The organism is Methylobacterium sp. EM32 (assembly GCF_040593685.1).
GTDB lineage: Bacteria > Pseudomonadota > Alphaproteobacteria > Rhizobiales > Beijerinckiaceae > Methylobacterium.
The window spans coordinates 1-20,909 of record NZ_JBEXZS010000268.1 but is presented as its reverse complement, the minus strand read 5'-3'; the positions used below and the strand labels follow the sequence as shown (position 1 = coordinate 20,909).

Annotated in this window: 15 protein-coding genes; 10 read left to right on the top strand and 5 right to left on the bottom strand. The window is 70.6% G+C overall.

What is annotated here, in order from left to right; translation table 11 throughout:
* The first annotated feature begins 108 nt into the window (after positions 1 to 108).
* Both ABZT49_RS33540 and ABZT49_RS33535 read left to right on the top strand, forming a co-directional pair.
* Entirely contained in the window at positions 109 to 927 is an 819-nt protein-coding gene (locus ABZT49_RS33540) for an alpha/beta hydrolase fold domain-containing protein (RefSeq protein ID WP_355292848.1), read from the top strand.
* Between the two features lie 110 nt (positions 928 to 1,037).
* Positions 1,038 to 2,027 (top strand): cation diffusion facilitator family transporter, encoded by a 990-nt coding sequence (locus ABZT49_RS33535; RefSeq protein WP_355292846.1) that lies wholly within the window; start codon positions 1,038 to 1,040, stop codon positions 2,025 to 2,027.
* Between the two features lie 260 nt (positions 2,028 to 2,287).
* On the opposite strand, the gene ABZT49_RS33530 is transcribed toward ABZT49_RS33535, so the two are convergent.
* On the bottom strand, positions 2,288 to 4,318 hold the full coding sequence (locus tag ABZT49_RS33530; protein WP_355292845.1) for an elongation factor G: 2,031 nt from the start codon (positions 4,316 to 4,318) through the stop codon (positions 2,288 to 2,290).
* Between the two features lie 152 nt (positions 4,319 to 4,470).
* On the opposite strand from ABZT49_RS33530, the gene ABZT49_RS33525 reads away from it, so the two are divergent.
* The 3 genes from ABZT49_RS33525 to ABZT49_RS33515 all read left to right on the top strand — a co-directional run bounded on the left by ABZT49_RS33525 (position 4,471) and on the right by ABZT49_RS33515 (position 14,302).
* Positions 4,471 to 5,325, top strand: a complete 855-nt coding sequence (locus ABZT49_RS33525) for a MaoC family dehydratase N-terminal domain-containing protein (RefSeq protein WP_355292843.1) — start codon at positions 4,471 to 4,473, stop codon at positions 5,323 to 5,325.
* A 76-nt stretch (positions 5,326 to 5,401) separates the two neighbouring features.
* Positions 5,402 to 6,433 (top strand): TRAP transporter substrate-binding protein, encoded by a 1,032-nt coding sequence (locus tag ABZT49_RS33520; RefSeq protein WP_355292841.1) that lies wholly within the window; start codon positions 5,402 to 5,404, stop codon positions 6,431 to 6,433.
* 444 nt (positions 6,434 to 6,877) lie between these two features.
* On the top strand, positions 6,878 to 14,302 hold the full coding sequence (locus ABZT49_RS33515; protein ID WP_407943632.1) for an ExeM/NucH family extracellular endonuclease: 7,425 nt from the start codon (positions 6,878 to 6,880) through the stop codon (positions 14,300 to 14,302).
* 117 nt (positions 14,303 to 14,419) lie between these two features.
* On the opposite strand, the gene ABZT49_RS33510 is transcribed toward ABZT49_RS33515, so the two are convergent.
* Complete coding sequence (locus tag ABZT49_RS33510; RefSeq protein WP_355292840.1) at positions 14,420 to 14,992, bottom strand: type 1 glutamine amidotransferase domain-containing protein; 573 nt, start codon at positions 14,990 to 14,992, stop codon at positions 14,420 to 14,422.
* A 149-nt stretch (positions 14,993 to 15,141) separates the two neighbouring features.
* On the opposite strand from ABZT49_RS33510, the gene ABZT49_RS33505 reads away from it, so the two are divergent.
* Positions 15,142 to 15,363 carry a hypothetical protein gene (locus ABZT49_RS33505; protein ID WP_355292838.1) on the top strand — a complete coding sequence of 74 codons (222 nt, stop codon included), beginning with the start codon at positions 15,142 to 15,144 and terminating at the stop codon, positions 15,361 to 15,363.
* 41 nt (positions 15,364 to 15,404) lie between these two features.
* On the opposite strand, the gene ABZT49_RS33500 is transcribed toward ABZT49_RS33505, so the two are convergent.
* Positions 15,405 to 15,791: a hypothetical protein gene (locus ABZT49_RS33500; RefSeq protein ID WP_355292836.1), complete on the bottom strand. Its 387-nt coding sequence runs from the start codon at positions 15,789 to 15,791 to the stop codon at positions 15,405 to 15,407.
* A 169-nt stretch (positions 15,792 to 15,960) separates the two neighbouring features.
* On the opposite strand from ABZT49_RS33500, the gene ABZT49_RS33495 reads away from it, so the two are divergent.
* From ABZT49_RS33495 to ABZT49_RS33480, 4 genes are all read left to right on the top strand, one after another.
* Entirely contained in the window at positions 15,961 to 16,326 is a 366-nt protein-coding gene (locus ABZT49_RS33495) for a DUF6496 domain-containing protein (protein WP_355292835.1), read from the top strand.
* A 25-nt stretch (positions 16,327 to 16,351) separates the two neighbouring features.
* Positions 16,352 to 16,558, top strand: a complete 207-nt coding sequence (locus ABZT49_RS33490; protein WP_355292834.1) for a hypothetical protein — start codon at positions 16,352 to 16,354, stop codon at positions 16,556 to 16,558.
* A 242-nt stretch (positions 16,559 to 16,800) separates the two neighbouring features.
* Positions 16,801 to 17,013, top strand: a complete 213-nt coding sequence (locus tag ABZT49_RS33485; protein WP_060846239.1) for a cold-shock protein — start codon at positions 16,801 to 16,803, stop codon at positions 17,011 to 17,013.
* Positions 17,014 to 17,199: 186 nt separating this feature from the next.
* The gene (locus ABZT49_RS33480; RefSeq protein ID WP_093566250.1) at positions 17,200 to 17,427 is read left to right on the top strand and encodes an AsnC family transcriptional regulator; all 228 of its coding nucleotides are present in this window, start codon (positions 17,200 to 17,202) and stop codon (positions 17,425 to 17,427) included.
* A gap of 108 nt (positions 17,428 to 17,535) precedes the next feature.
* Here the strand turns inward: ABZT49_RS33480 and ABZT49_RS33475 are convergent, their stop codons facing one another.
* On the bottom strand, positions 17,536 to 18,405 hold the full coding sequence (locus ABZT49_RS33475; protein WP_355292832.1) for a 3'-5' exonuclease: 870 nt from the start codon (positions 18,403 to 18,405) through the stop codon (positions 17,536 to 17,538).
* Positions 18,406 to 18,437: 32 nt separating this feature from the next.
* Positions 18,438 to 20,909 (bottom strand): NAD-dependent DNA ligase LigA (gene ligA, locus ABZT49_RS33470; RefSeq protein ID WP_355292830.1); only part of this gene is annotated, 2,472 nt, incomplete at its 5' end.

The following is a 20,909-nucleotide window of genomic DNA, read 5'->3' as shown; positions in this document are numbered from 1 at the left end:
TCTGATCGCCTGACACCTCAGGATGAGGTCGCGTGTAGGATGAGGGAGAGCCCGTCGTGCCGTTCTGGGCGGTCGAGCACGCTCCGAAGCCCTTCCGGGAGGACGACGATGACGGGTGGCGACTGGCGCGGGATGGACCGCGCGACGCTCAGCAAGGCCTACGACAATTCCGGCGCGGTCGCCGGCAGCAGCGCCTCCATGGCGTCCCTGCGCGAGCGCAGCGCCGCCTTCCGCGAATCGCATCCGGGCGAGCTCGATGTCGCCTACGGCGACGGCGCGCGGCAGCGTTTCGACCTCGTCCGCTGCGGCCGGCCGCAGGCACCGCTCCTCGCCTTCATCCATGGCGGCTACTGGCAGCGCAACGACAAGCACGGCTTCTCCGCGCTGGCCGAGGGTCCCCTCGCCCGCGGCCTCGACGTGGCGATGATCGGCTACACCCTCTGCCCCGAGGCGACGATGACCGCGCTCTGCGCCGAGATCCCGGCGGCGCTGGCAGCCCTGCGGGCCCATGCGAGCCCGCCGCGCCTCGTCGTCTCGGGCTGGTCGGCCGGCGGCCATCTCGCGGCTTTCGCCATGGCCTGCCCGGAGGTCGATGCGGGGCTGGCGGTGAGCGGCGTCTTCGACCTCGCGCCGATCCGGCGCACCGCCCTCGACGACGCGCTCCACCTCACCGAGGGCGAGGTCGCAGGCCTCTCGCCGATCCGCCACCTGCCGGTGAAGGCCGGTCCCCTCACCGTGGCCTACGGGGCGGGGGAGCTGCCGGAGCTGTGCCGGCAATCGCAGGTCTACCAGGCCGCCTGGGCCGGGACCGGGCTCCCCGGCGACCTGCTGCCGCTCCCCGGCGACGACCACTTCACCGTGCTCGACCAGATGATCCGGCCGGACGGAGCGCTGACCGAGGCGGCGTTGCGGCTCGCCGCCGGGTGACGCCGCGTCCAAGCGGGGCTCGCCCTGGCGTGGGCCCCGCCCTAAAGCTACCGCGCCGGAGTGAGGTTGCGGGCCCGGAGACGGGCCCGCGCGAGCGACAGAGAGCGGGCATGGGCCAGCATCACGACCACGCGCACGACCATGGCGGTCACGACCATCACGGCCATGACCACGGGCACGGTCACAGCGCGGGCCATCATCATGGCCCGGGCCACGTCCACGCCCCGGCGAATTTCGGCCGCGCCTTCGCGATCGGGATCGCGCTCAATACCGGCTTCGTGCTGATCGAGGGCGCCTACGGGTTCCTGACCGATTCGGTGGCGCTGCTGGCCGATGCCGGCCACAACCTCTCGGACGTGCTCGGCCTCGTCGTCGCCTGGGCGGCGGCGACGCTCGGGCAGCGCCGGCCGACGGCGCGGTTCACCTACGGCCTGCGCTCGTCCTCGATCCTGGCGGCCCTGTTCAACGCGGTGTTCCTGCTGGTCGCGGTCGGGGCCATCGCCTGGGAGGCGGTGCAGCGGTTCAGCGAGCCGGCGCCCGTCCCGGGCCTCACCGTGACGATCGTGGCGCTGATCGGCATCGCGGTGAACGGCGTCACCGCCTGGCTGTTCGCCTCGGGAGCCAAGGGCGACCTCAACGTGCGCGGCGCCTACCTGCACATGCTGGCCGACGCCGCGGTCTCGGCCGGCGTCGTGGTGGCGGGCCTCGTCATCATGGGAACCGGCTGGACCTGGATCGACCCGCTGACCAGCCTCGTCATCGTGGCGGTGATCGTCGCCGGCACCTGGGGGCTCCTGCGCGACAGCGTCGTGCTGTCGCTGAACGCCGTGCCGCCCGGCATCGACCCGGCGGCGGTGCGCCGCTGCCTCGCCGAGCGGCCGGGCGTGGCGGAGGTCCACGATCTCCACGTCTGGCCGATGAGCACCACCGAGACGGCGCTCACCGCCCACCTGGTGATGCCGGAGGGCCATCCCGGCAACGCCTTCCTGCACGACTGCGCCGCGGCCCTGAAGAGCCGCTTCGGCATCGCCCACGTGACGCTGCAGGTCGAGCTGGCGGGGGGACCGGCCTGTGCGCTCGCGCCGGAGACCGTGGTCTGAGAAAGACTACGATTCGATTTTCGCGACCTGAATTCACGACCTGAACCAGAAGAGCGCGATTCCCCTCTCCCGTGTGGGAGAGGGGTTAGGGGTGAGGGTGGCGCGCTTCAGTGTAGAGCTCAAAACGTGGTGCTGGCTGCTCAACGGTTCAGGGTCATTGCGGAACCGTAGCACCCTCACCCCCACCCCTCTCCCACACGGGAGAGGGGATCCCGCGCTTTCGCTTTACTGCGGCGAATAGATTCGACGCGGCCTGCCGTCTACCCCGCCTTGCGCACCGGCTGGCGCGCCAGCACCGCCTCCGCCGCACGCCCCGTCAGCTCGGCCCGGTGGTCGAAGCGGGTGGTGAAGGTGCCGACACCGGCCGTGGCCGAGCGCAGCTCGACGATGAGGTCGGTCATCTCGGATTCGGGGATCAACGCCTCGACCACGTCCCAGCCGGACCAGCCGGGCCGCGCGTCGAAGCCGAGGATCTGGCCGCGGCGGGCGGTGACGAGGCCGGTCGCCTTCGCGGTGGCGCCGCTCGGCACCGCCATCGACACCGCGAGAATCGGTTCGAGCAGCACCGGGCCGGCCTTGGCGAGCGCGTCCTCCAGCGCCAGCCGCGTCGCCGCCTGGAAGGCCGCGTCCGAGGAATCGACCGCGTGCGCCGCCCCGTCCTTGAGCGTCACCGCGATGTCGACGACGGGGAAGCCGAGCGGCCCCTTGGTGGTGAAGGCCCGGGCGCCGGCCTCGACGGAGGCGATGTACTGGCGCGGCACCGCGCCGCCCACCACCTCGTCCTCGAACGAGAACCCCTCGCCTCGCGGCAGCGGCCGCACCGCCAGAGCCACATCGGCGAACTGGCCGTGGCCTCCGGTCTGCTTCTTGTGCCGCGCCCGCGCCTCGGCCGGGCCGCGGATCGTCTCGCGATAGGCGATCTGGGCGCGCTCGGTCTCGACCCCGATGCCGAAGCGCGAGGCCAGCCGCTCCACCGCGACCCGCAGGTGCATCTCGCCCTGGCCGGACAGGCGCAGATCGCCGAGCTCGGCGCGGTGCTCGACGATCAGCGCCGGATCCTCGTCGGCGAGCTTCGCCAAAGCCGCCGAGAGGCGCACGTCGTCCTTGCGGTCGCGCACCCGGAGCGCCACGGCGTGGACCGGCTCGGGCGCCGGCAGGTTCACCAGGGCGTCCGGCGCCTCGGAGCCGGACGCCAGGGTCTCGACGGTGGCAATGGATTCGAGCTTGGCGAGACCCACGACCTCCCCCGCCTGCGCCTCCGGCACGCGGTGGCCGGCGGCGCCCGCGAGCTGGCTCAGCCCCGCCACCCGGGCGGAGCCGCCGACGGAGCCCGTCACCGCGTCGCCCTCACGAAGCGCGCCGCGCAGCACGCGGCCGACCGAGAGCTTGCCGCCGAAGCCGGTATGGAGCGTCTTCATCACCTGGACGAGGGGCGCCCCCTCCCCGTCGATCCCGAGGCGCGCGCGGGTCTCGGGCAGCCCCGGAGCCTCGTGCCGGAGCGCCTTGAGCAGGCGGGTGACGCCGTGGCCGTGCTCGGCCGAGCCGAACAGCACCGACACCGCTTGCCCTCCGCGCAGCTCGCGGGCGAGGTCGGCGAAAACCCGGTCGGCCTGCGGCTCGACCTCCGAGATCAGGTCCTCCATCAGGGCGTCGTCGTGGTCGGCGAGCCGCTCCAGCATCGTGTAGCGCTCGGCCTTCTCCCGCGGCAGCTCGCCGTCGGGCAGGGCCACCACCTCGCTCGGCGCCTGCTCGCGCCAGATGAAGGCGCGCTCCAGCGCGAGATCGATGAAGCCGACCGCCGCCTCGCCCTCCATCAGAGGGATCTGGCGCATCAGCAGCGGCACCCGCGAGGTGGGTTGCAGCAGGGCGAGCGCGTCGCGCAGCGAGCCCGGCGCGGTCTCGGCCTTGTTGATGAAGAGGAGGCGCGGGATGCCGGCGGCCTCGAGCTCGCGCAGGGTCAGCTCCAGAGCCGGCAGCTTGCGCTCGTCGGCCTCGCAGACCACGACCGCGGCGTCGCATGCCGGCAGCACCGCCCGCAGGTCGTGCGCGAACTCGATTGAGCCGGGACAATCGACGAAGGTGAAGGACTCGCCGAGGAAGCGCGTCGTGGCGAAGGCCGGCTCCACGCTCATGCCGTGGGCCCGCGCCTCGGGCGAGGTGTCGCCCGTCCGGGAGCCGGCGCGCCCGGGCCGATCGATCGCGCCGGTGCGATGGAGGATGGCCTCGAGCAGGGCGGTCTTGCCGCTCTGGAACGGACCGACGATCGCGATGCACCTGTGCTGCGCAGCCACGTGACGTCTCCCACCTTCGTCTTTAGTTGACAGTGAGTTAAGCACCGGGACGAAGCCGGGTCCAGCTGGCAGGTGTGCAGGCGCGAAGACGGGCCGATATAGGATCACCGCAAAGCCCGCTCCCGCGCGGGCCAGGACAGGGGAAGCGCCCGATGCCCGAGATCGACATCGACCACCTGCGCGGCTGGATCGGCCGCACCCGGGAGGTCGAGGATTACGTGACGCCGCGCCTCGTCGCCGAGTACCGGGCGACGCTCGGTCCCCACCTCGCCCCGGTGGCGGAGGGCGAGGCGCCGCTCGCCATTCACTGGTGCCTCGCCCCCGAGACGCCGGCGGCCGACGCGCTCGGGCCGGACGGCCACGCGGCGAAGGGCGGGTTCCTGCCTCCGGTGCCGCTGCCGCGGCGGATGTGGGCGGGCGGCGAGGTCGAGACGCTGGCCCCCTTGCGCGTCGGCGACCGGGTGGTGCGGCGCGAGACCGTCTCGGACGTGGCAGTCAAGACCGGGCGCACCGGCACGCTCTGCTTCGTCACCGTGCGGCACGAGTACCTGACCGAGCGGGGCCCGGCGATCCGCGACCGGCAGGACATCGTCTACCGCGAGGCCAGCCGGCCGGGCGACGCCGCGCCGGCGCCGAAGCCGGTGCCGACCGACGACGCGCAGGCATGGTCGGTCGAGGCGAATTCCGTGCTGCTGTTCCGCTACTCGGCGATGACCTTCAACGGCCACCGCTTCCACTACGACCATCCCTACGCCACGCAGGTCGAGGGCTATGCCGGCCTCGTCGTGCACGGGCCGATGCAGGCGAGCCTGCTCCTCAACCTCACCGCCAGCCGCCTCGGCCGCGTGCCGGCCCGCTTCCGCTACCGCGGCGTCGCGCCGATGATCGCGGGATCCCGCTTCGCGGTGGCCGGCCGGCCGGAGGGCGGCGAGTTCCGCGGCTGGACGGCGATCGGCGGGGCGGTTCACATGGAGGCGGAGGCCATTTCGGAGACCGGGGCGGGTTAGGCGATCGGCGCATTGCGGGGCCGGGATCGAACTGTCAGGTTCACCGCCGAACAAACAACGACAACGAGGAAACGCCATGCCGCATTCGTCCCGTCCCGTCCGGGCGCTCACCCGTCGCGCCGTCGCGGCAGGCACCGCCCTGCTCCTCCTGTCGGGCGCCGCGCTCGCGCAACAGGCGCCGATCGTGATCAAGTTCAGCCACGTCGTCGCGCCCGACACGCCGAAGGGCCGCGGCGCCGACCGGTTCAAGGAGCTGGCGGAAAAGTACACGAACGGCAAAGTGAAGGTGGAGGTCTACCCGAACTCGCAGCTGTTCAAGGACAAGGAGGAGGTCGAGGCGCTGCAGCTCGGCGCGGTGCAGATGCTGGCGCCCTCTCTGGCGAAGTTCGGGCCGCTCGGCGCCAAGGAGTTCGAGGTCTTCGACCTGCCCTACATCCTGCCCGACAAGGCGGCCCTGCGCCGGGTCACCGACGGGGCGCTTGGCAAGCGGCTGTTCGACAAGCTGCAATCGAAGGGCATCACCGGGCTCGCCTACTGGGACAACGGCTTCAAGGTGATGAGCGCCAACAAGCCGCTGAAGATGCCGGCGGATTTCCGCGGCCTGAAGATGCGGATCCAGTCCTCGAAGGTGCTGGAGGCGCAGTTCCGGGCGTTGGGCGCGATCCCGCAGGTGATGGCCTTCTCGGAGGTCTACCAGGGCATGCAGACCGGCGTGGTCGACGGCTCGGAGAACACGCCCTCGAACATGTTCACCCAGAAGCACCACGAGGTGCAGAAGTTCATCACGCTGTCCGATCACGGCTATATCGGCTACGCGGTGATCACCAACAAGAAGTTCTGGGACGGCCTGCCGGCGGAGATCCGCACCGAGCTCGACAAGGCGATGAAGGAAGCCACGTCCTACGCCAACGAGGTCGCCGACAAGGACAATGCCGACGCGCTGGAGGAGATGAAGAAGTCCGGCAAGACCACCTTCATCACGCTCAATGCCGACGAGAAGGCGGCCTGGAAGGCGGCGCTCGAGCCGGTCACCGCCGACATGGCCAAGCGCGTCGGCAAGGACGTGATCGAGGAGTTCCAGAAGGAGGCGAAGGGCGGGACGCAGTAGGCGGCAATCCCGGCCTCACCGACCAACCGATCTGACGATCGCACCCCGCCGTCGAAGCCTCGACGGCGGGGTTTCTTTCGTGGCGGCGACGTCGTGACGGGCTGGATCCGGGGCGATATTTTGCCGGGGAACGATCCAAAGGCTCCTGGCTGCCACGGTCCCGGAAGCAGGACTGCCGGTGACTTCGGCAACTTTCACAGGACTGTCGCAGAACGCCCATACAGAGCGAACACAGTCCGACACATGCTGTAACAAGGCAGACTCGCCCGACTCGGTCCGACACGTCGAACGATCGCGGGCGAGCCCAGTGCCGCCGCGCGCCCTGACTCTTCAAGCCCTAACAGCTTCGCGCTGAAGGCTGGCGCTCGTCCGTGCGCCGCCGCTCTTCCCGCGCGCCCGGAGACACTGGACCCCATGGCCACCACGCTTGTCAACGGCACCATGATCTTCGACGCCGCGCCCTCGCTCCAAGGCCTGTCGGGGGCGACTGCCACGACTCCGCCGACCGCCACCAACGCGCTCCAGCTCGTACGCCTCGGGGCCTACGCGACCACCAACGATGCGGCGACGCAAGTGGCGCCGAACGCCGAGGTCGTGGCCTACGATTCCTCGACCAGCCGGCTCTACGTCCAGAACACCAACGAGAACCGGATCGAGATCGTCGCACTCGACGCCGCGGGCAGCTTGCGCAAATCCGGCGAGATCCTTTTGTCGGGGCTCGAGCAATACGGCGCGGTGAACTCGGTCGCGGTCCATAACGGCCTCGTCGCGGTGGCCTACGCCAACGCGACCGGGGACGCGGCGGGCCGCGTCGCGCTGTTCAACGCCGACGGGACGCTGCTGCGCTCGCTCACCGTCGGGGTCGGGCCCGACCAGCTGGTGTTCAACCGCGACGGCACCCGCCTCCTCGTCGCGAACGAGGGCGAGCAGGCGAGCGCCGCCAGCAACCCGGTCGGCGGCATCTCGATCATCGACGTCTCGGGCGGGGCGGCGGGCGCCTCGGTCCTCACCACGGTCGGGTTCGAGGGCCTGAACGGCGCCGAGGCGACGTTGCGCGCCCGCGGGCTCGCGATCACGCCCGGCACCACGGCCGCGGCCGATATCGAGCCCGAATACATCGCGATCTCGCCCGACAACCGCTTCGCCTACGTCACGCTGCAGGAGGTGAACGGCGTCGCGGTGATCGACCTCGCCAACCCCGGCACGGCGCCGATCGCGATCCAGCCGCTGGGCGCGGTCGACCACGCGCTGCCCGGCAACGAGTTCGACGCCTCCGACCGCGACGGGCCGAACGGCACCGCCTCGATCCGGATCGCCAGCACCCCGGCCAACACCCCGATCTATGGCCTGCTGCAGCCCGACAGCATCGCGTCGTTCACGACGGGTGGGGCGACCTACTTCGTCACGGCGAACGAGGGCGACCAGCGGGTCATCGGCGGCGCCGACGACACCAGCGACGTCGCGCGCCTGAGCGCGGTGCCGAACAGCCGGCTCACGCCCGAGTTGCAGGCGCTGAAGTCCAACGCGGCCTATGCCCGGCTCAACGTCCTGCTGCGCACCGGCGACACCGACGGCGATGGGGTCATCGACCGGCTCACCACGCTCGGCGGCCGCGGCATCTCGATCTTCCGCCAGAACGCCGACGGCACGCTGACCAAGGTGCGCGAGACAGGCGGCGAATTCGAGAAGATCTTCGCCCAGATCGCCCCCGAGCGCTTCAACAACGACCAGACCGTCGCCAACACCCCCGACGACCGCTCCGACAACAAGGGGCCGGAGCCCGAGGGCATCACGGTCGGCACGGTCAACGGGCGCACCTACGCCTTTGTCGGCCTGGAGCGCCAGAGCGGCATCCTGGTCTACGACGTGACCGATCCGGCGAACGCGAATTACGTCTCCTACGTGCCCCCACTGGCCGGCTCGGCCGCGGATCTCGGCCCGGAGGTGCTGACCTTCATCCCCGCCGACCGCAACCCGACCGGCACCAACCTGGTGGTCTCGGCCAACGAGGTGGCGAATGGCGGCGCGACCCTCTACGCGGCGCTGCCGCAGGGCGCGACGCAGGAGGTCTTCTTCGCGGCCGATTCCCTCACCGTGAGCCGCCCGGAGGGCGACAGCGGCACCACGACCCTCAGCTTCACGGTGCAGCGCACGAACGGCACGCTGGGCGCGGTCGCCTTCACCGCCGAACTCGGCGGCATCGGCGCGAGCCCGGCGAATTCCGCCGACTTCGCCGGCAGCCCCGCCCTGCCGCTCATCATCGCCGGCACGATCCCGGCGGGCGCCGCCTCGGCGGTGATCAGCGTCACCGTGCAGGGCGACGCCACGCCGGAGCCGAACGAGACCTTCTCGCTGGCCCTGCGCAGCGCCTCCTCGAACCAGGCCGGCATCACCGCCGCATTGGCCGCCGGCAACGCGACCGCGACCGGCACCATCCTCAACGACGACGTCACCCTGATCTCGGCGGTGCAGGGCAGCGGCAGTGCCAGCCCCCTCGTCGGCCGGACCGTCACGGTCGAGGCGATCGTGGTCGGCGACTTCCAGAACGGCGACGCGGACGCCAAGCGCAACCTCGGCGGCTTCTATCTCCAGGAGGAGAAGGCCGATCAGGACTCGAACCCGCTGACCTCGGAGGGCCTGTTCGTCTACGAGGGCACCGGCAACCGCCTCGTCGACGTGAACGAGGGCGACCGGGTCCGGGTCACCGGCACGGTCACCGAGTTCAACGGCGAGACGCAGCTCACGGTCAACGCCGCCTCCGGCATCCAGGTCGTGCAGGCCAGCGCCCTCTCGGCGGCCGAGGTGAAGGCGCTGGCCGTCGACGTGACCCTGCCGGCCGCAGGTGTCGTCGGCACCGGGACCACCGCGCAACCGGATCTCGAGCGCTACGAAGGGATGCTGGTCCGCTTCCCCCAGACGCTCACGATCTCCGAGCAGTTCAATCTCGACCGCTTCAACGAGATCCGCCTCGCGGCGGGCGGGCGGCCCGAGACCTTCACCAACGAATTCGAGCCGAATTCGCAAGCCTACGCGGCCTATCTCGCCCAGACGGCGGCGCGCTCGATCACCTACGACGACGGGCTGAACACCCAGAACCTGCCGATCGAGACTCTCGACGGCTTCGGTCCGACCTACGCCACCGCCACCGCCCCGCGGATGGGCGACACCGTGACCGGGCTCACCGGGACCCTCGGCTACGGCCCGTCCAACGCCTTCCGGGTGCGGTCGATCGAGGACGGCTCGAACACCTTCACCAAGGCCAACCCGCGCCCCGCGACGCCGGACGCGGTCGGGGGCACGCTGAAGGTCGGCAGCCTCAACGTCCTCAACTACTTCACCAGACTCAATGCCTCGTCGAGCGCGCTCACCGCGATCGGCCAGCAGCCCCGCGGGGCCAATACCAGCGAGGAGCTGGCGCGCCAGACCGAGAAGCTCGTCACCACGCTGATCGGCACGGGCGCCGACGTGCTCGGCCTCACGGAACTCGAGAACCAGTTCCAGCCGGGCAACCCGGGCAACGCGCTCGAATACCTCGTCGGCCAGCTCAACGCCCGGGCCGGGGCCGGCACCTACGCCTCTATCAATCCAGGCAGCCAGCTCGCCAACGGCCAGTTCCTCGGCGGCGACGCCATCGCGGTCGGCTTCATCTACAAGCCGTCCAAGGTCAGCGTCGCGCTCGACACCACGATCGAGACGCTCGACGACGCCGACGTCGCGCGCTTCGATCCCACGCTGCTGCAGCAGAGCACGATCGGCCACGTCTTCAACGGGGTGAACACCAGCCGCGCCTCCCTGGCGGTGACCTTCCGGGAAACTGCGACGGGCGAAGACTTCACCGCAGTCATCAACCACCTGAAGTCGAAGAGCGGCAGCGGCACCGGGGCCGATGCCGACCAGGGCGACGGCCAGGGCGCGTGGCAGCAGCAGCGCGAGCTCGCCGCCAAGGCGCTGACCGAGTGGTTAGCGACGAAGCCGACCGGCACGCAGGATTCCGACACGATCCTGCTCGGCGACTTCAACGCCTACCTCAAGGAGGACGCCCTCGACACGATCAAGGCCGGGGGCTTCACCAACCTCGCCGAGGACCGACTCGCCAACCCGTATTCCTACGTCTTCGACGGGGCCTACGGCGCCCTCGACCACGCCTTCGTCAACACCAGCCTGAATGGGCAGGTCACCGGCGTGACCGAGTGGCACGTCAACGCCGACGAGGCGGACGCGATCGACTACAACCTCGATTTCGGCCGGCCGGCCTCGTACTTCGACGGCCGGGTCGCGGCGCGCGAATCCGACCACGACCCGATCCTCGTCGGGCTCAAGCTCGACCAGACCGCCCCGACGCTGGTCTCCGCCACGCCCGGCGACAACGCCACCGGCGTCGCGCCCGGCGCCACCATCACCTTACGCTTCAGCGAGGCGGTGAAGACCGGAACCGGCTCGATCACCCTCACCGACGGGGCGGGCGACATCCGCACCATCGCGGTCACCGACACCACGCAGGTCACCGTCTCGGGTGACACCGTAACGATCAACCCGAGCGCCGACCTCAAGGCGGGCAAAGCCTACGACGTCGTCGTGCCGAAGGGCGCGATCACCGACACGGCCGGCAACGCCTTCGCGGGCCTCGCGCAGGACCAGCTCGACTTCACCACCCAGCAGGCTGCCCCGATGACCTACACGCTCCAGATCCTGCACGCCTCCGATTGGGAGGCCGGTCTCCTGGCGACTCAGCGGGCGCCGAACTTCGCGGCGATCGTCGACAAGCTCGAGGGCGCGACCCCGAACTCGATCACCCTCTCGACCGGGGACGGCTGGATCCCGAGCCCGTTCTTCATCGCCGGCGCCGATCCGCAGCTCAACGCGACCTATAACGGCATCTACAACCAGTTCTACGGGCTGTCGGGCGCCAACGCCTATAGCCGCCTCACCGCCTCGCCCGGCCGGGCCGACATCACGATCCAGAACATCATCGGCGTCCAGGCCGCGGTGTTCGGCAACCACGAGTTCGATTCCGGCCCGAACGAGGTCGCCAACATCATCGCCGCCAATCTCGGCTCGAGCCCGGGGGCTTCCGACGATACCTGGATCGGGGCCCAGTTCCCCTACCTGTCGACGAACCTCAACTTCTCACGCGAATCGGCCCTCTCGGGCCTCGTCCACCAGGACGGCGACGCCGCCACCTTCGCCCAGACCGGCCCGACCTCGACCCAGACCGGCACCGGCGCCGACAAGATCGCCAAGTCGACGATCATCACCGAGAACGGCGAGAAGATCGCCTTCATCGGCGCCACGACCCAGCTCGAGCCGCTGCTGACCACGCTCGGCAACGTGACGCTCGACGGCTTCACCGGCCGCGACGAGATCGCGCTGCTCGCCCAGCAGATCAATGCCGAGGTCGACCGGGTGCTCGCGGCCAATCCCGGCCTCAACAAGGTCATCGTCGGCACCCACCTGCAGCAGCTCGCCAACGAGCAGGCCCTCGCCCCGCTCCTGCGCAACGTCGACGTGCTGATCGGCGGCGGCTCGCACACCCTCCTGTCCGACTCGAACGACCGCCTGCTGCCGGGCGACACCGCGGGCGGCGCCTACCCGCAATTCTTCACCAACGCCTCGGGCCAGACCCTGGCGCTGGTGAACACGGCCTCCGAGTACTCCTATGTCGGCCGCCTGACCGTCACCTTCGACGACCAGGGCAACGTCATCCGCGACTCGGTCACGCCGCAGAATTCCGGCGCGGTCGCGGTCGACGACACCTCGGTGGCGCAGCTCTGGGGCTCGACCCAGGCGGCCTTCGCGCCCGGCACCAAGGGCTACCTGGTCAAGGAGATGATCGAGGGCCTCGACGTCAACAACGACGGCATCCAGGAGACTGCCGGCGTCGCCGACATCATCCGCCAGCAGGACGGCAACATCCTCGGCCGCACCAGCGTCTACCTGGAAGGCCGCCGGGGCGAGGTCCGCACCGAGGAGACCAATCTCGGCGATCTCTCCGCCGACGCCAACCTCTGGTACGCCAAGCAGTACGACCCGAAGGTCGCGGTCTCGATCAAGAACGGCGGCGGCCTCCGCGACTCGATCGGCTCGTTCTCGACCGCCGGCGGCGGCACCGCCGAGCTGCCGCCCGCCGCCAACCCCTCCGCTGGTAAGCAATCGGGCGACATCTCGCAGCTCGACGTCACCAACTCGCTGCGCTTCAACAACGCGCTCGCCGTCACCACGGTCTCGGCGCTGGAGATGAAGCGGCTCCTCGAGCACGCGGTCTCGGCCACCGCCGCCGGCGCGACCCCGGGCCAGTTCCCGCAGATCGGGGGCCTCAGCTTCTCCTTCGACGCCACCAAGACCGCCCAGACTCTCGACGCCAACGGCAACGTCACCCGCGAGGGCCAGCGCATCCTCAACGCGGCGATCGTCGACGAGAACGGCCGGATCACCGATACCCTGGTCCAGAACGGACAGCTGGTCGGCGACCCGAACCGCAGCATCCGCACCGTCACCCTCGACTTCCTGGCGACCGGCACCTCGACGGCGCCAGGTCTGGGCGGCGACAATTACCCGTTCCCGGCCTACGGCGAGAACAAGGTGGCGCTCGCCTCCGCCACCCCGGGTTCCTCGCTGCCGAACTCGGCGACCTTCGCGGCTCAAGGCACCGAGCAGGACGCGATGGCCGAGTACCTGCGCGCCTTCTACGCCACCACGCCCTACGGCACCGCCGACACCAATCCGGCCGGCGACACCCGGATCCAGAACCTCGCCGCACGCAGCGACACGGTGCTGGCCCGCGGCGTCGTCCGCAACGGCACGAGCGGCAACGACACGCTGGCCGGCACGGCCTTCGACGACATCATCAGCGGCGGCGCCGGCGACGACACCATCACCAACTCGCCCGGCAACGACATTCTGCTCGGCGGCCGTTCGCCCACCGGCGCGACCGGCACCGACACGCTGGTGTTCAATTCGCGGCTCGCCGACACCAGCGTCACCCGCGACGGCGCCTACACGCTGATCGTCGGGCCGGAGGGCCAGGACCGGGTCACCGGCTTCGAGCGCTATCTTTTCACCGACGCGACGGTGGTGACCGGCGACGGCGCCCCCCTCGTCGACGACCTGTTCTACCTTGCCACCAACAAGGACGTGCTCGCCGCCGGCCAGGACGCCGACACCCACTACGCCACGTATGGCTGGACGGAGGGCCGCGACCCGAACGCGCTGTTCTCCACCACCGGCTACCTCGCCGCCAACCCGACCGTCCGCGCCTCCGGTCAGAACCCGCTCGACCAGTACGACCAGGCCGGCTGGAAGGAGGGCCGCGATCCCTCCGCCGCCTTCGACAACGAGCTCTATCTCGCCCGCAACGCCGACGTGCGCGCCGCCGGCATCGACCCGCTCAAGCACTACCTCGAATACGGCCAGGACGAGGGCCGGCCGATCTACGCCGCCATCGGCAAGACCGCCGACCTCGCGGTGCATCCGGGCTTCGACGCCGAGTACTACCTGCTCTCGAACGCCGACGTTGCCCGCGCGGCCATTGCGGCGGGTGGCGACTCCGCGGCTTACGCCTACGAGCACTACCGGACCTATGGCTGGAAGGAGGGGCGCAACCCGAACGCGGTGTTCGACACGAAGGGCTACCTTGCGGCCTATGGCGACGTGAAGGCGGCGGGGATCGACCCGCTGATGCACTACGACCAGTACGGCTGGACGGAGGGCCGCGACCCGTCGAAGGGCTTCGACTCGACGGCGTATCTGGGGGCCTACGGCGACGTGGCGCAGGCCCGGATCGACCCGATGCAGCACTACCTGCAATACGGCGCGACGGAAGGGCGTTCGACCTTCGCCGACACCACTTTCGGGGCGGGCAATATCGGGTAGCATCCTGGCGCGACGGCGAGCGGCCCGGGTTCGCCCGGGTCCCCCCTCGCGAAAAAGGCCCGTGCGGCGTGTGCCGCACGGGCCTTTTTCATTGTCGTCCGGCTCGCCGACCAGCCGTCACGCCGCGGCGCGGTCGTGGCGGCCCTCCTGGATCTCCTCGATGATCTTCGCCGAGAAGGCGTCGAGGTCGCCCGGGTTGCGGCTGGTCACGATGCCCTCGTCGGTGACCACAGGCAGGTCGTGCCACTCGGCGCCCGCATTGATCACGTCGGTCTTGATCGAGGCGAACGAGGTCATCTTGCGGCCCTTGGCGGCGCCGACCTCGACCAGCAGCCAGGGCGCGTGGCAGATCGCGGCCACGACCTTGCCGCTCGCGAGGAAGCTGCGCAGAATCTCCAGCGCCTTCGGCTCCAGGCGCAGCTTGTCCGGGTTGATCTGGCCGCCGGGAAGCACCAGGGCGTCGTAGGCGGACGCATCGATGCTCTCGATATCGGCATCGACCTTGACCGGACGGCCCCAGTCGGTCTCGTCCCAGCCGCGGATGCTGTCGGGCGCCTGGCGGGACTTCGGCGCCGCCACCGTCACCTGCGCGCCGGCCTCGCCGAGCTTGGCCTTCGGCACTTCGAGCTCGGATTGCTCAAAGCCGTCGGTCGCCATGATGAGAATCTTGGCCTGATTGATGTCGGGCATCGGGTCGTCCTCCAAGGGTGGTCGCCGGGGGTTCGAATGCCCTGGCAACGACCCGTGGTCAGGCCGGTTCCGGGACCCTGCCGCGACGGAACTGCATCGCGCCGGGCGGTTTAAACCCTCATACCCGCACCCACAGAGGAGGCACGACCATGGCCAATCCAGGCCTGCCCGGCCACGAGCCGACCCCCGGCGGCGGCATTCCCGGCGACATGCCGCCCCCGGTCGCGCCCGACGAATTGCCCGATACCGGCCCGACCGGCCCGCGCTCGCCTTACCCGGTCAACGACCCGGGCATCACCGACCCGACCGGGCCGGGCTCCGAGCCGGACTACCTGCCGGGCGGCCCGACCAACCCGGGCATTCGCATCTGACGATAACCGAAGGGCGCCCCGACCGGGCGCCCTTCTCGCATTCAGTGCCCGCCGTGCGAGCTGCGCACGTCGCGCGGAGCGTTCAGGATCTCGTTGAGGGAGGTGGCGACGTGGCGGGCCTCCTCGTCGGTGAGGCGGAGCTGGAACGGCGGCAACCCGCCGGCCTGGAGCGCCACCACCGCCTGGCCCTGCTCGTCGGTGCCGACCTCGATCGCCGGCGAGGTGACGTCCAGCAACGCCGCCTCCTCGTCGCCGAGGTCGTCGGCGTCGCCCTCGTCCGGCTCGTGCATGACCGTCAGGAGCTGACCCACCGCGCGCACGAGGGCACGGGCCGCGCTGGCATCCATGATGACCGCGGTCGCCTGGTCGTCCTTCTGGAACGAGAGCTGGATGTTGGAACCTTCGAGGGAAACCGAGATACCCGCCATGGAGCGTCCGACACTATACGATGTCGCCCGTATATGGGAGCAATCTCCCGGAGGCGACAGGGAATTCCACGCACACCCGGCCTGCACGGCCCGAAACGCCCCGGCCTCGGCGACGTTGATACCTCGGCAAACGGGCGCGCGAGCGCCCTGACACGAGCGGATGACGATCATGGCCGCGCGCAAGAGTACCAAGACGACCAGCACCAAGACCACCGGCACCCGGACCACCGAGGCCCAGAAGGGCACGATCGCCCGGGTGATGCACGAGTTCAAGGAGGGCGAGCTGGAGCGCAACGACGGCGCGCCGGTGACCGACCGCCGGCAGGCCATCGCCATCGCGCTCCGCGAGGCCGGCGCCTCGAACCAGGAGAGCCCGGCCGACAACCGGTCGAATTTCCGCCGCACCCGGGCCAAGGAGCGCGACACGCGGTCCCATGCGACCCGCGCCGCGCTCTACGACGAGGCGAAGCGCCGCGACATCAAGGGGCGCTCGCGCATGACCCGGGGCGAACTGGAGCAGGCCCTCAACAGTTAGGCGGGCTCACGTGAGGAGACCCCGCATGACCTCGAAGCAGCCGAAGACCACGACGCCCACCGACGCCGACCTGAAGGGCAATCCCGGCATCGGCAGCTCGAAGGGCATGACGATCTCGGGCGGCGATCCGGAGGATCTTGCCGGGGCCAACACCGACGAGGGCGACGTGGCGAACGACACCACGCCGGAGGGCGCCATCGACCCCAACCAGCGCGGGCGCAGCCACCCCTGACACACGCTTCCGCGTGCAGATCTTGAGGCCCCTGCCTTGTTCCGGCCAGACTGGGTTCCTACATGGGTCTCAGCGGCAACGGGCGGGCGGCCCGGGCGATCACGCCCCGTACGGTTCCAAAGCCCATGGGTTCAGGAACCCTGCGAACACGCCCCTTCCCGGATACATTGGCGCCGTCGCGCCGCGCTGCTCTCGATCCGAGGGTGGCTCGCTGCGACTTCTAACGAGACGAGGACGACCGCGTGAATACTGGTACTGTCAAGTGGTTCAACGACCAGAAGGGCTTCGGCTTCATCCAGCCGGATGATGGGGGCAAGGACGTCTTCGTCCACATCTCCGCGGTGGAGCGGGCTGGCCTGCGCGGCCTCGTCGAGGGCCAGAAGGTCTCTTACGAGCTGCAGGCCGATCGGCGCGACAGCTCGAAGATGTCGGCCGTGAACCTGCAGGTCGCCTGAGGGCGACCCGTCGGCCCGGGTTTACGTGGCCTTAACGATAATCCCGTTAAGGTTACGGAACCCAGGCCGCACTGGAGTGTTTCGGGCCCGCGGGCTCAACGGGATGCTCCGCCGGCGGCCATCTGGCCGCCTGCCACGCACAGTCGCTCCGACGAGGAGCGCCGCAACGATAGAAGAAAAGACATCATGTTGTTCGAGTTCACCCGGCGCGACGGCGCGCCGTCCGTCTTCAATGACGGCACGACTTTCCACGTCGACCAGATCAGCCGCTTCGGCGACGGCAAACGCCCGATCGACGTCAGCCACCTGATCGACAAGAGCTACGGCTACCACTCCTCCCGCGAGCTGCGCTGGCACCTCGCCGAGCGCTTCGGCCTGACGCCGAATGCCGTGGCCGTTCGCGAGACCCACTGAGGTTTCGCGGGTTTCATAGACCGCCGTCACCGTACGAGGCGGGCCGCGCGCGAGCGCGGGCCCGCCTTTGTCGTGTCTGAGGGTGGCGAGAGGCCGGGACGGTGCCGCTCACCCCATCCGCAACAACCCCGCCAGCGCCGCCACGTCCCCCGGATTGTCCGACAGGAGCGCGTCGATCTCGCCGGCTGCGAGCGCACGGACGTGTCGGCAATCCGGCCGGAACCGCGCCCCGGCGCAGGAGCAGCGCAGGCGCGGGCCGTCACGGCCCTCGATCAGCCGCACGTCGTAGGGCGTGCCGGTGCTGCCGCGCACGACGAAGTGCAGGAGCGGCGCGCGGGTGCGGCTCGGCGCCACGCCGCGCAGGGCCCGGGCGGCGATTCCCTCGGGCGAGCGCGCGCCCTCCCCGGCCCGCTCGCGGAGGAGGCCGTGTCCCTTGGCGAGGCTCGCGATGTCGGGCGCGCCGGCCTCCCGCATCACCGCCAGCGCGATCTCCGCGCAGGCATAGGCGTCCTCGCCGGCATCGTGGTGGCGAAACGTCACGCCGATCCGGGCGGCCAGCGCCGAGAGCCGGTAGGTGCCCTGGCCCTGCCCGCCCTCCCCCGGCCAGTGCCGGCGGGCGAGCTGCACCGTGCAGAGCGAGGCGTAGGCCGGCTGGGGCAGGCCATAGGCCTGGAGCGTGGCGGCGAGCACCCCGACGTCGAAGCTGGCATTGTGCGCGAGCACCAGGCTGCCGGCGATCTCCGCGAGGTACGGCGCCATCGCCTCGGGAAAGGACGGCGCACCGGCGACGTCCCGCGGGCGGATGCCGTGGACCCGGATATTGCCGGGCGAGAAGCGCATCTCGGCCGGGCGGATCAGCCGCGACTCGCGCCGCACCACCCGCCCGCCCTCGATCCAGGCGAGGCCGACGGCGCAGGGGCTGTCGCGGCGCTCGTTGGCGGTCTCGAAATCGATCGCGAGGGTGCGGGGAAAGGTCATCCCCGCGCTCTTCCCCGCGAAGGCGCCGAATTTCAGGCAGACGCCACCATCGCCAGCCACTCCTCCTCCGAGACCACCGTCACGCCGTGCTTCTCGGCGTCCTTGAGCTTGCTGCCGGCGCCCGGCCCGGCCACCACGAGGTCGGTCTTGGCCGAGACCGAGCCCGAGACCTTGGCGCCCAGGCGCTCGGCCGTCGCCTTGGCCTCGCTGCGGGTCATCTTCTCCAGGGTGCCGGTGAAGACCACGGTCTTGCCGCTGAAGGCCGCTCCTTGCGCCGTCGCTGGCGCCCGCTCGGTCGCGACCTCGGCGAGCAGGGCCTCCACCGCCGCGACGTTGTGCTCCTCGGAGAAGAACTGGATCAGCGAGGCGGTGGTGACCGCGCCGATCTCGCCGTCGTCGGCGAGCGCCCGGTAGGCGTCGCCGGGCACCTGGGACGCGGCGCGCTCCACCGCCGCACGGACGCCGGCAGAGTCGCCGTAGGCCTCGACCAGGGATTCGCGCTGCGGGGCGGAGAGCCGTGCCACCGCGCCGCCGGCGAGAAGGTCGGCCTCCGGCGCCTCGGCGGCGGCCGCCAGCAGCCGGTCGCGGGTGGTGGCGCCGACGCGGTCGAGACTCGCCAGCGCGATCCAGTCCGGCCCGGGCTGGCAGGCGGCGGCGGCCGCCACGCCCGCCATCAGCGCCGGCATGTCGGAAAAGTGCTTTGCGAGCGCCTTGGCGGTAGCCTCGCCGACCTGCTCGATGCCCAGCGCGAAGATGAACCGGTTGAGCGGGATCGTTCGCCGCGCCTCGACTCCGGCGAGCAGGTTCTTGATCGCCTTGTCCTCGTCGTCCTTCTTCTTGGCCGCCTTCTTGACCTCCTTGCCGGCGGCGAGCGCCCGCTCAGCCGAGAGCGCCTGGCGCCGGGCGACCACCGCCTCCTTCAGGGTCTCGAACTCCAGCCGGAACAGGTCGGCGGGCTGGCGCACCAGGCCGGCCTCGAACAGGGTCTCGATGTAGGTCTCGCCGAAGCCCTCGATGTCGAAGGCGTTGCGCGAGACGAAGTGCTTCAGCCGCTCCTGCCCCTGCGCCGGGCAGATCAGGCCGCCGGTGCAGCGGCGCACCGCGTCGAGCTTGCCCGTGCGCGGGTTCAGGCCCCGCACCGCGTGGCTGCCGCAGGCCGGGCAGGTCTCGGGGAAGCGATAGGGCACGGCGTCGGCCGGGCGGCGCTCCAGCACCACGTCGGCGACCTTCGGGATCACGTCGCCGGCGCGCAGGACCACCACCGTGTCGCCGACGCGCACGTCCGAGCCCTGCGACAGGTCGACGTCGTCGCGCAGGGTCTGGCCGGTCCAGATCGCCACGCCGCTGCGGATCGGCTGGCCGTCGGCATCGACGCCGTGGACGTAATCCTCGTTGTGGAGCGTCGCGTTCGAGACCACGACGCCGCCGACCGTGACCGGCCTCAAGCGCGCCAGCGGGTTGAGCGAGCCGGTGCGTCCGACATTGATGTCGATCGCCTCGACCACAGTGGTGGCGCGCTGGGCCGGGAACTTGTGGGCGAGCGCCCAGCGCGGCGCCCGGGCGACGAAGCCGAGGCGACGCTGGAGCGCGAAGGAATCGACCTTGTAGACGACGCCGTCGATGTCGTAGCCGAGCTCGGCCCGCCGCGCCTCGATCATCCGGTAATGGGCCAGCATGGCGGCCGCATCGATGCAGAGCACCGTCAGCGGGTTCACCGGCAGGCCCCAGGACGTGAAGGCCTCGATCATCTCGAACTGCGCCTCGGCCGGCGGCTCGGACATCTCGCCGGCGGCGTAGGCGAAGAAGCGCAGGGGACGCGAGGCGGTGATGCTGGAATCGAGCTGGCGCAGGGAGCCGGCGGCGGCGTTGCGCGGGTTGGCGAAGAGCGGCTTGCCGGCCGCCTCCTGGCGGGCGTTGATGCCGGCGAAATCGGCGTGCGACAGGTAGACCTCGCCCCGCACCTCGCACACGCTAGGCCAGTCCCCGCCGGCCAGGACCTCGGGAATCTCCTTGATCGTCCGGACGTTGGCGGTCACGTCCTCGCCGACCTCGCCGTCGCCCCGCGTCGCCGCGGTGACGAGGCGCCCGTCCTCGTAGCGCAGCGACAGGGACAGGCCGTCGATCTTCGGCTCGGCCGTGAAGGCGACCGGCTCACCGGTGGCGAGCCCGAGGAAGCGGCGCACCCGCTCGACGAACTCGCCGATCTCCTCGTCCGAGAAGGCGTTGCCGAGCGAGAGCATCGGCACTGCATGCCGCACCTTGGCGAACTTGTCCGACGCCTTGGCGCCGACGCTGGCCGAGGCCGCGCCGGTGCCGGCGAGATCGGGAAAGCGCGCCTCGATCGTCTCGAGCTCCCGGCGCAGGGCGTCGTACTCGGCATCCGAGATCGTCGGCGCATCCTCGCCGTGGTAGCGCCGGTCGTGCTCCGCGATCTCCGCCGAGAGGGCGGCGTGGCGGCTCTGGGCGCTCTTCGGGTCGAGGTCGTCGAGGGCGGGGGCGCGGGT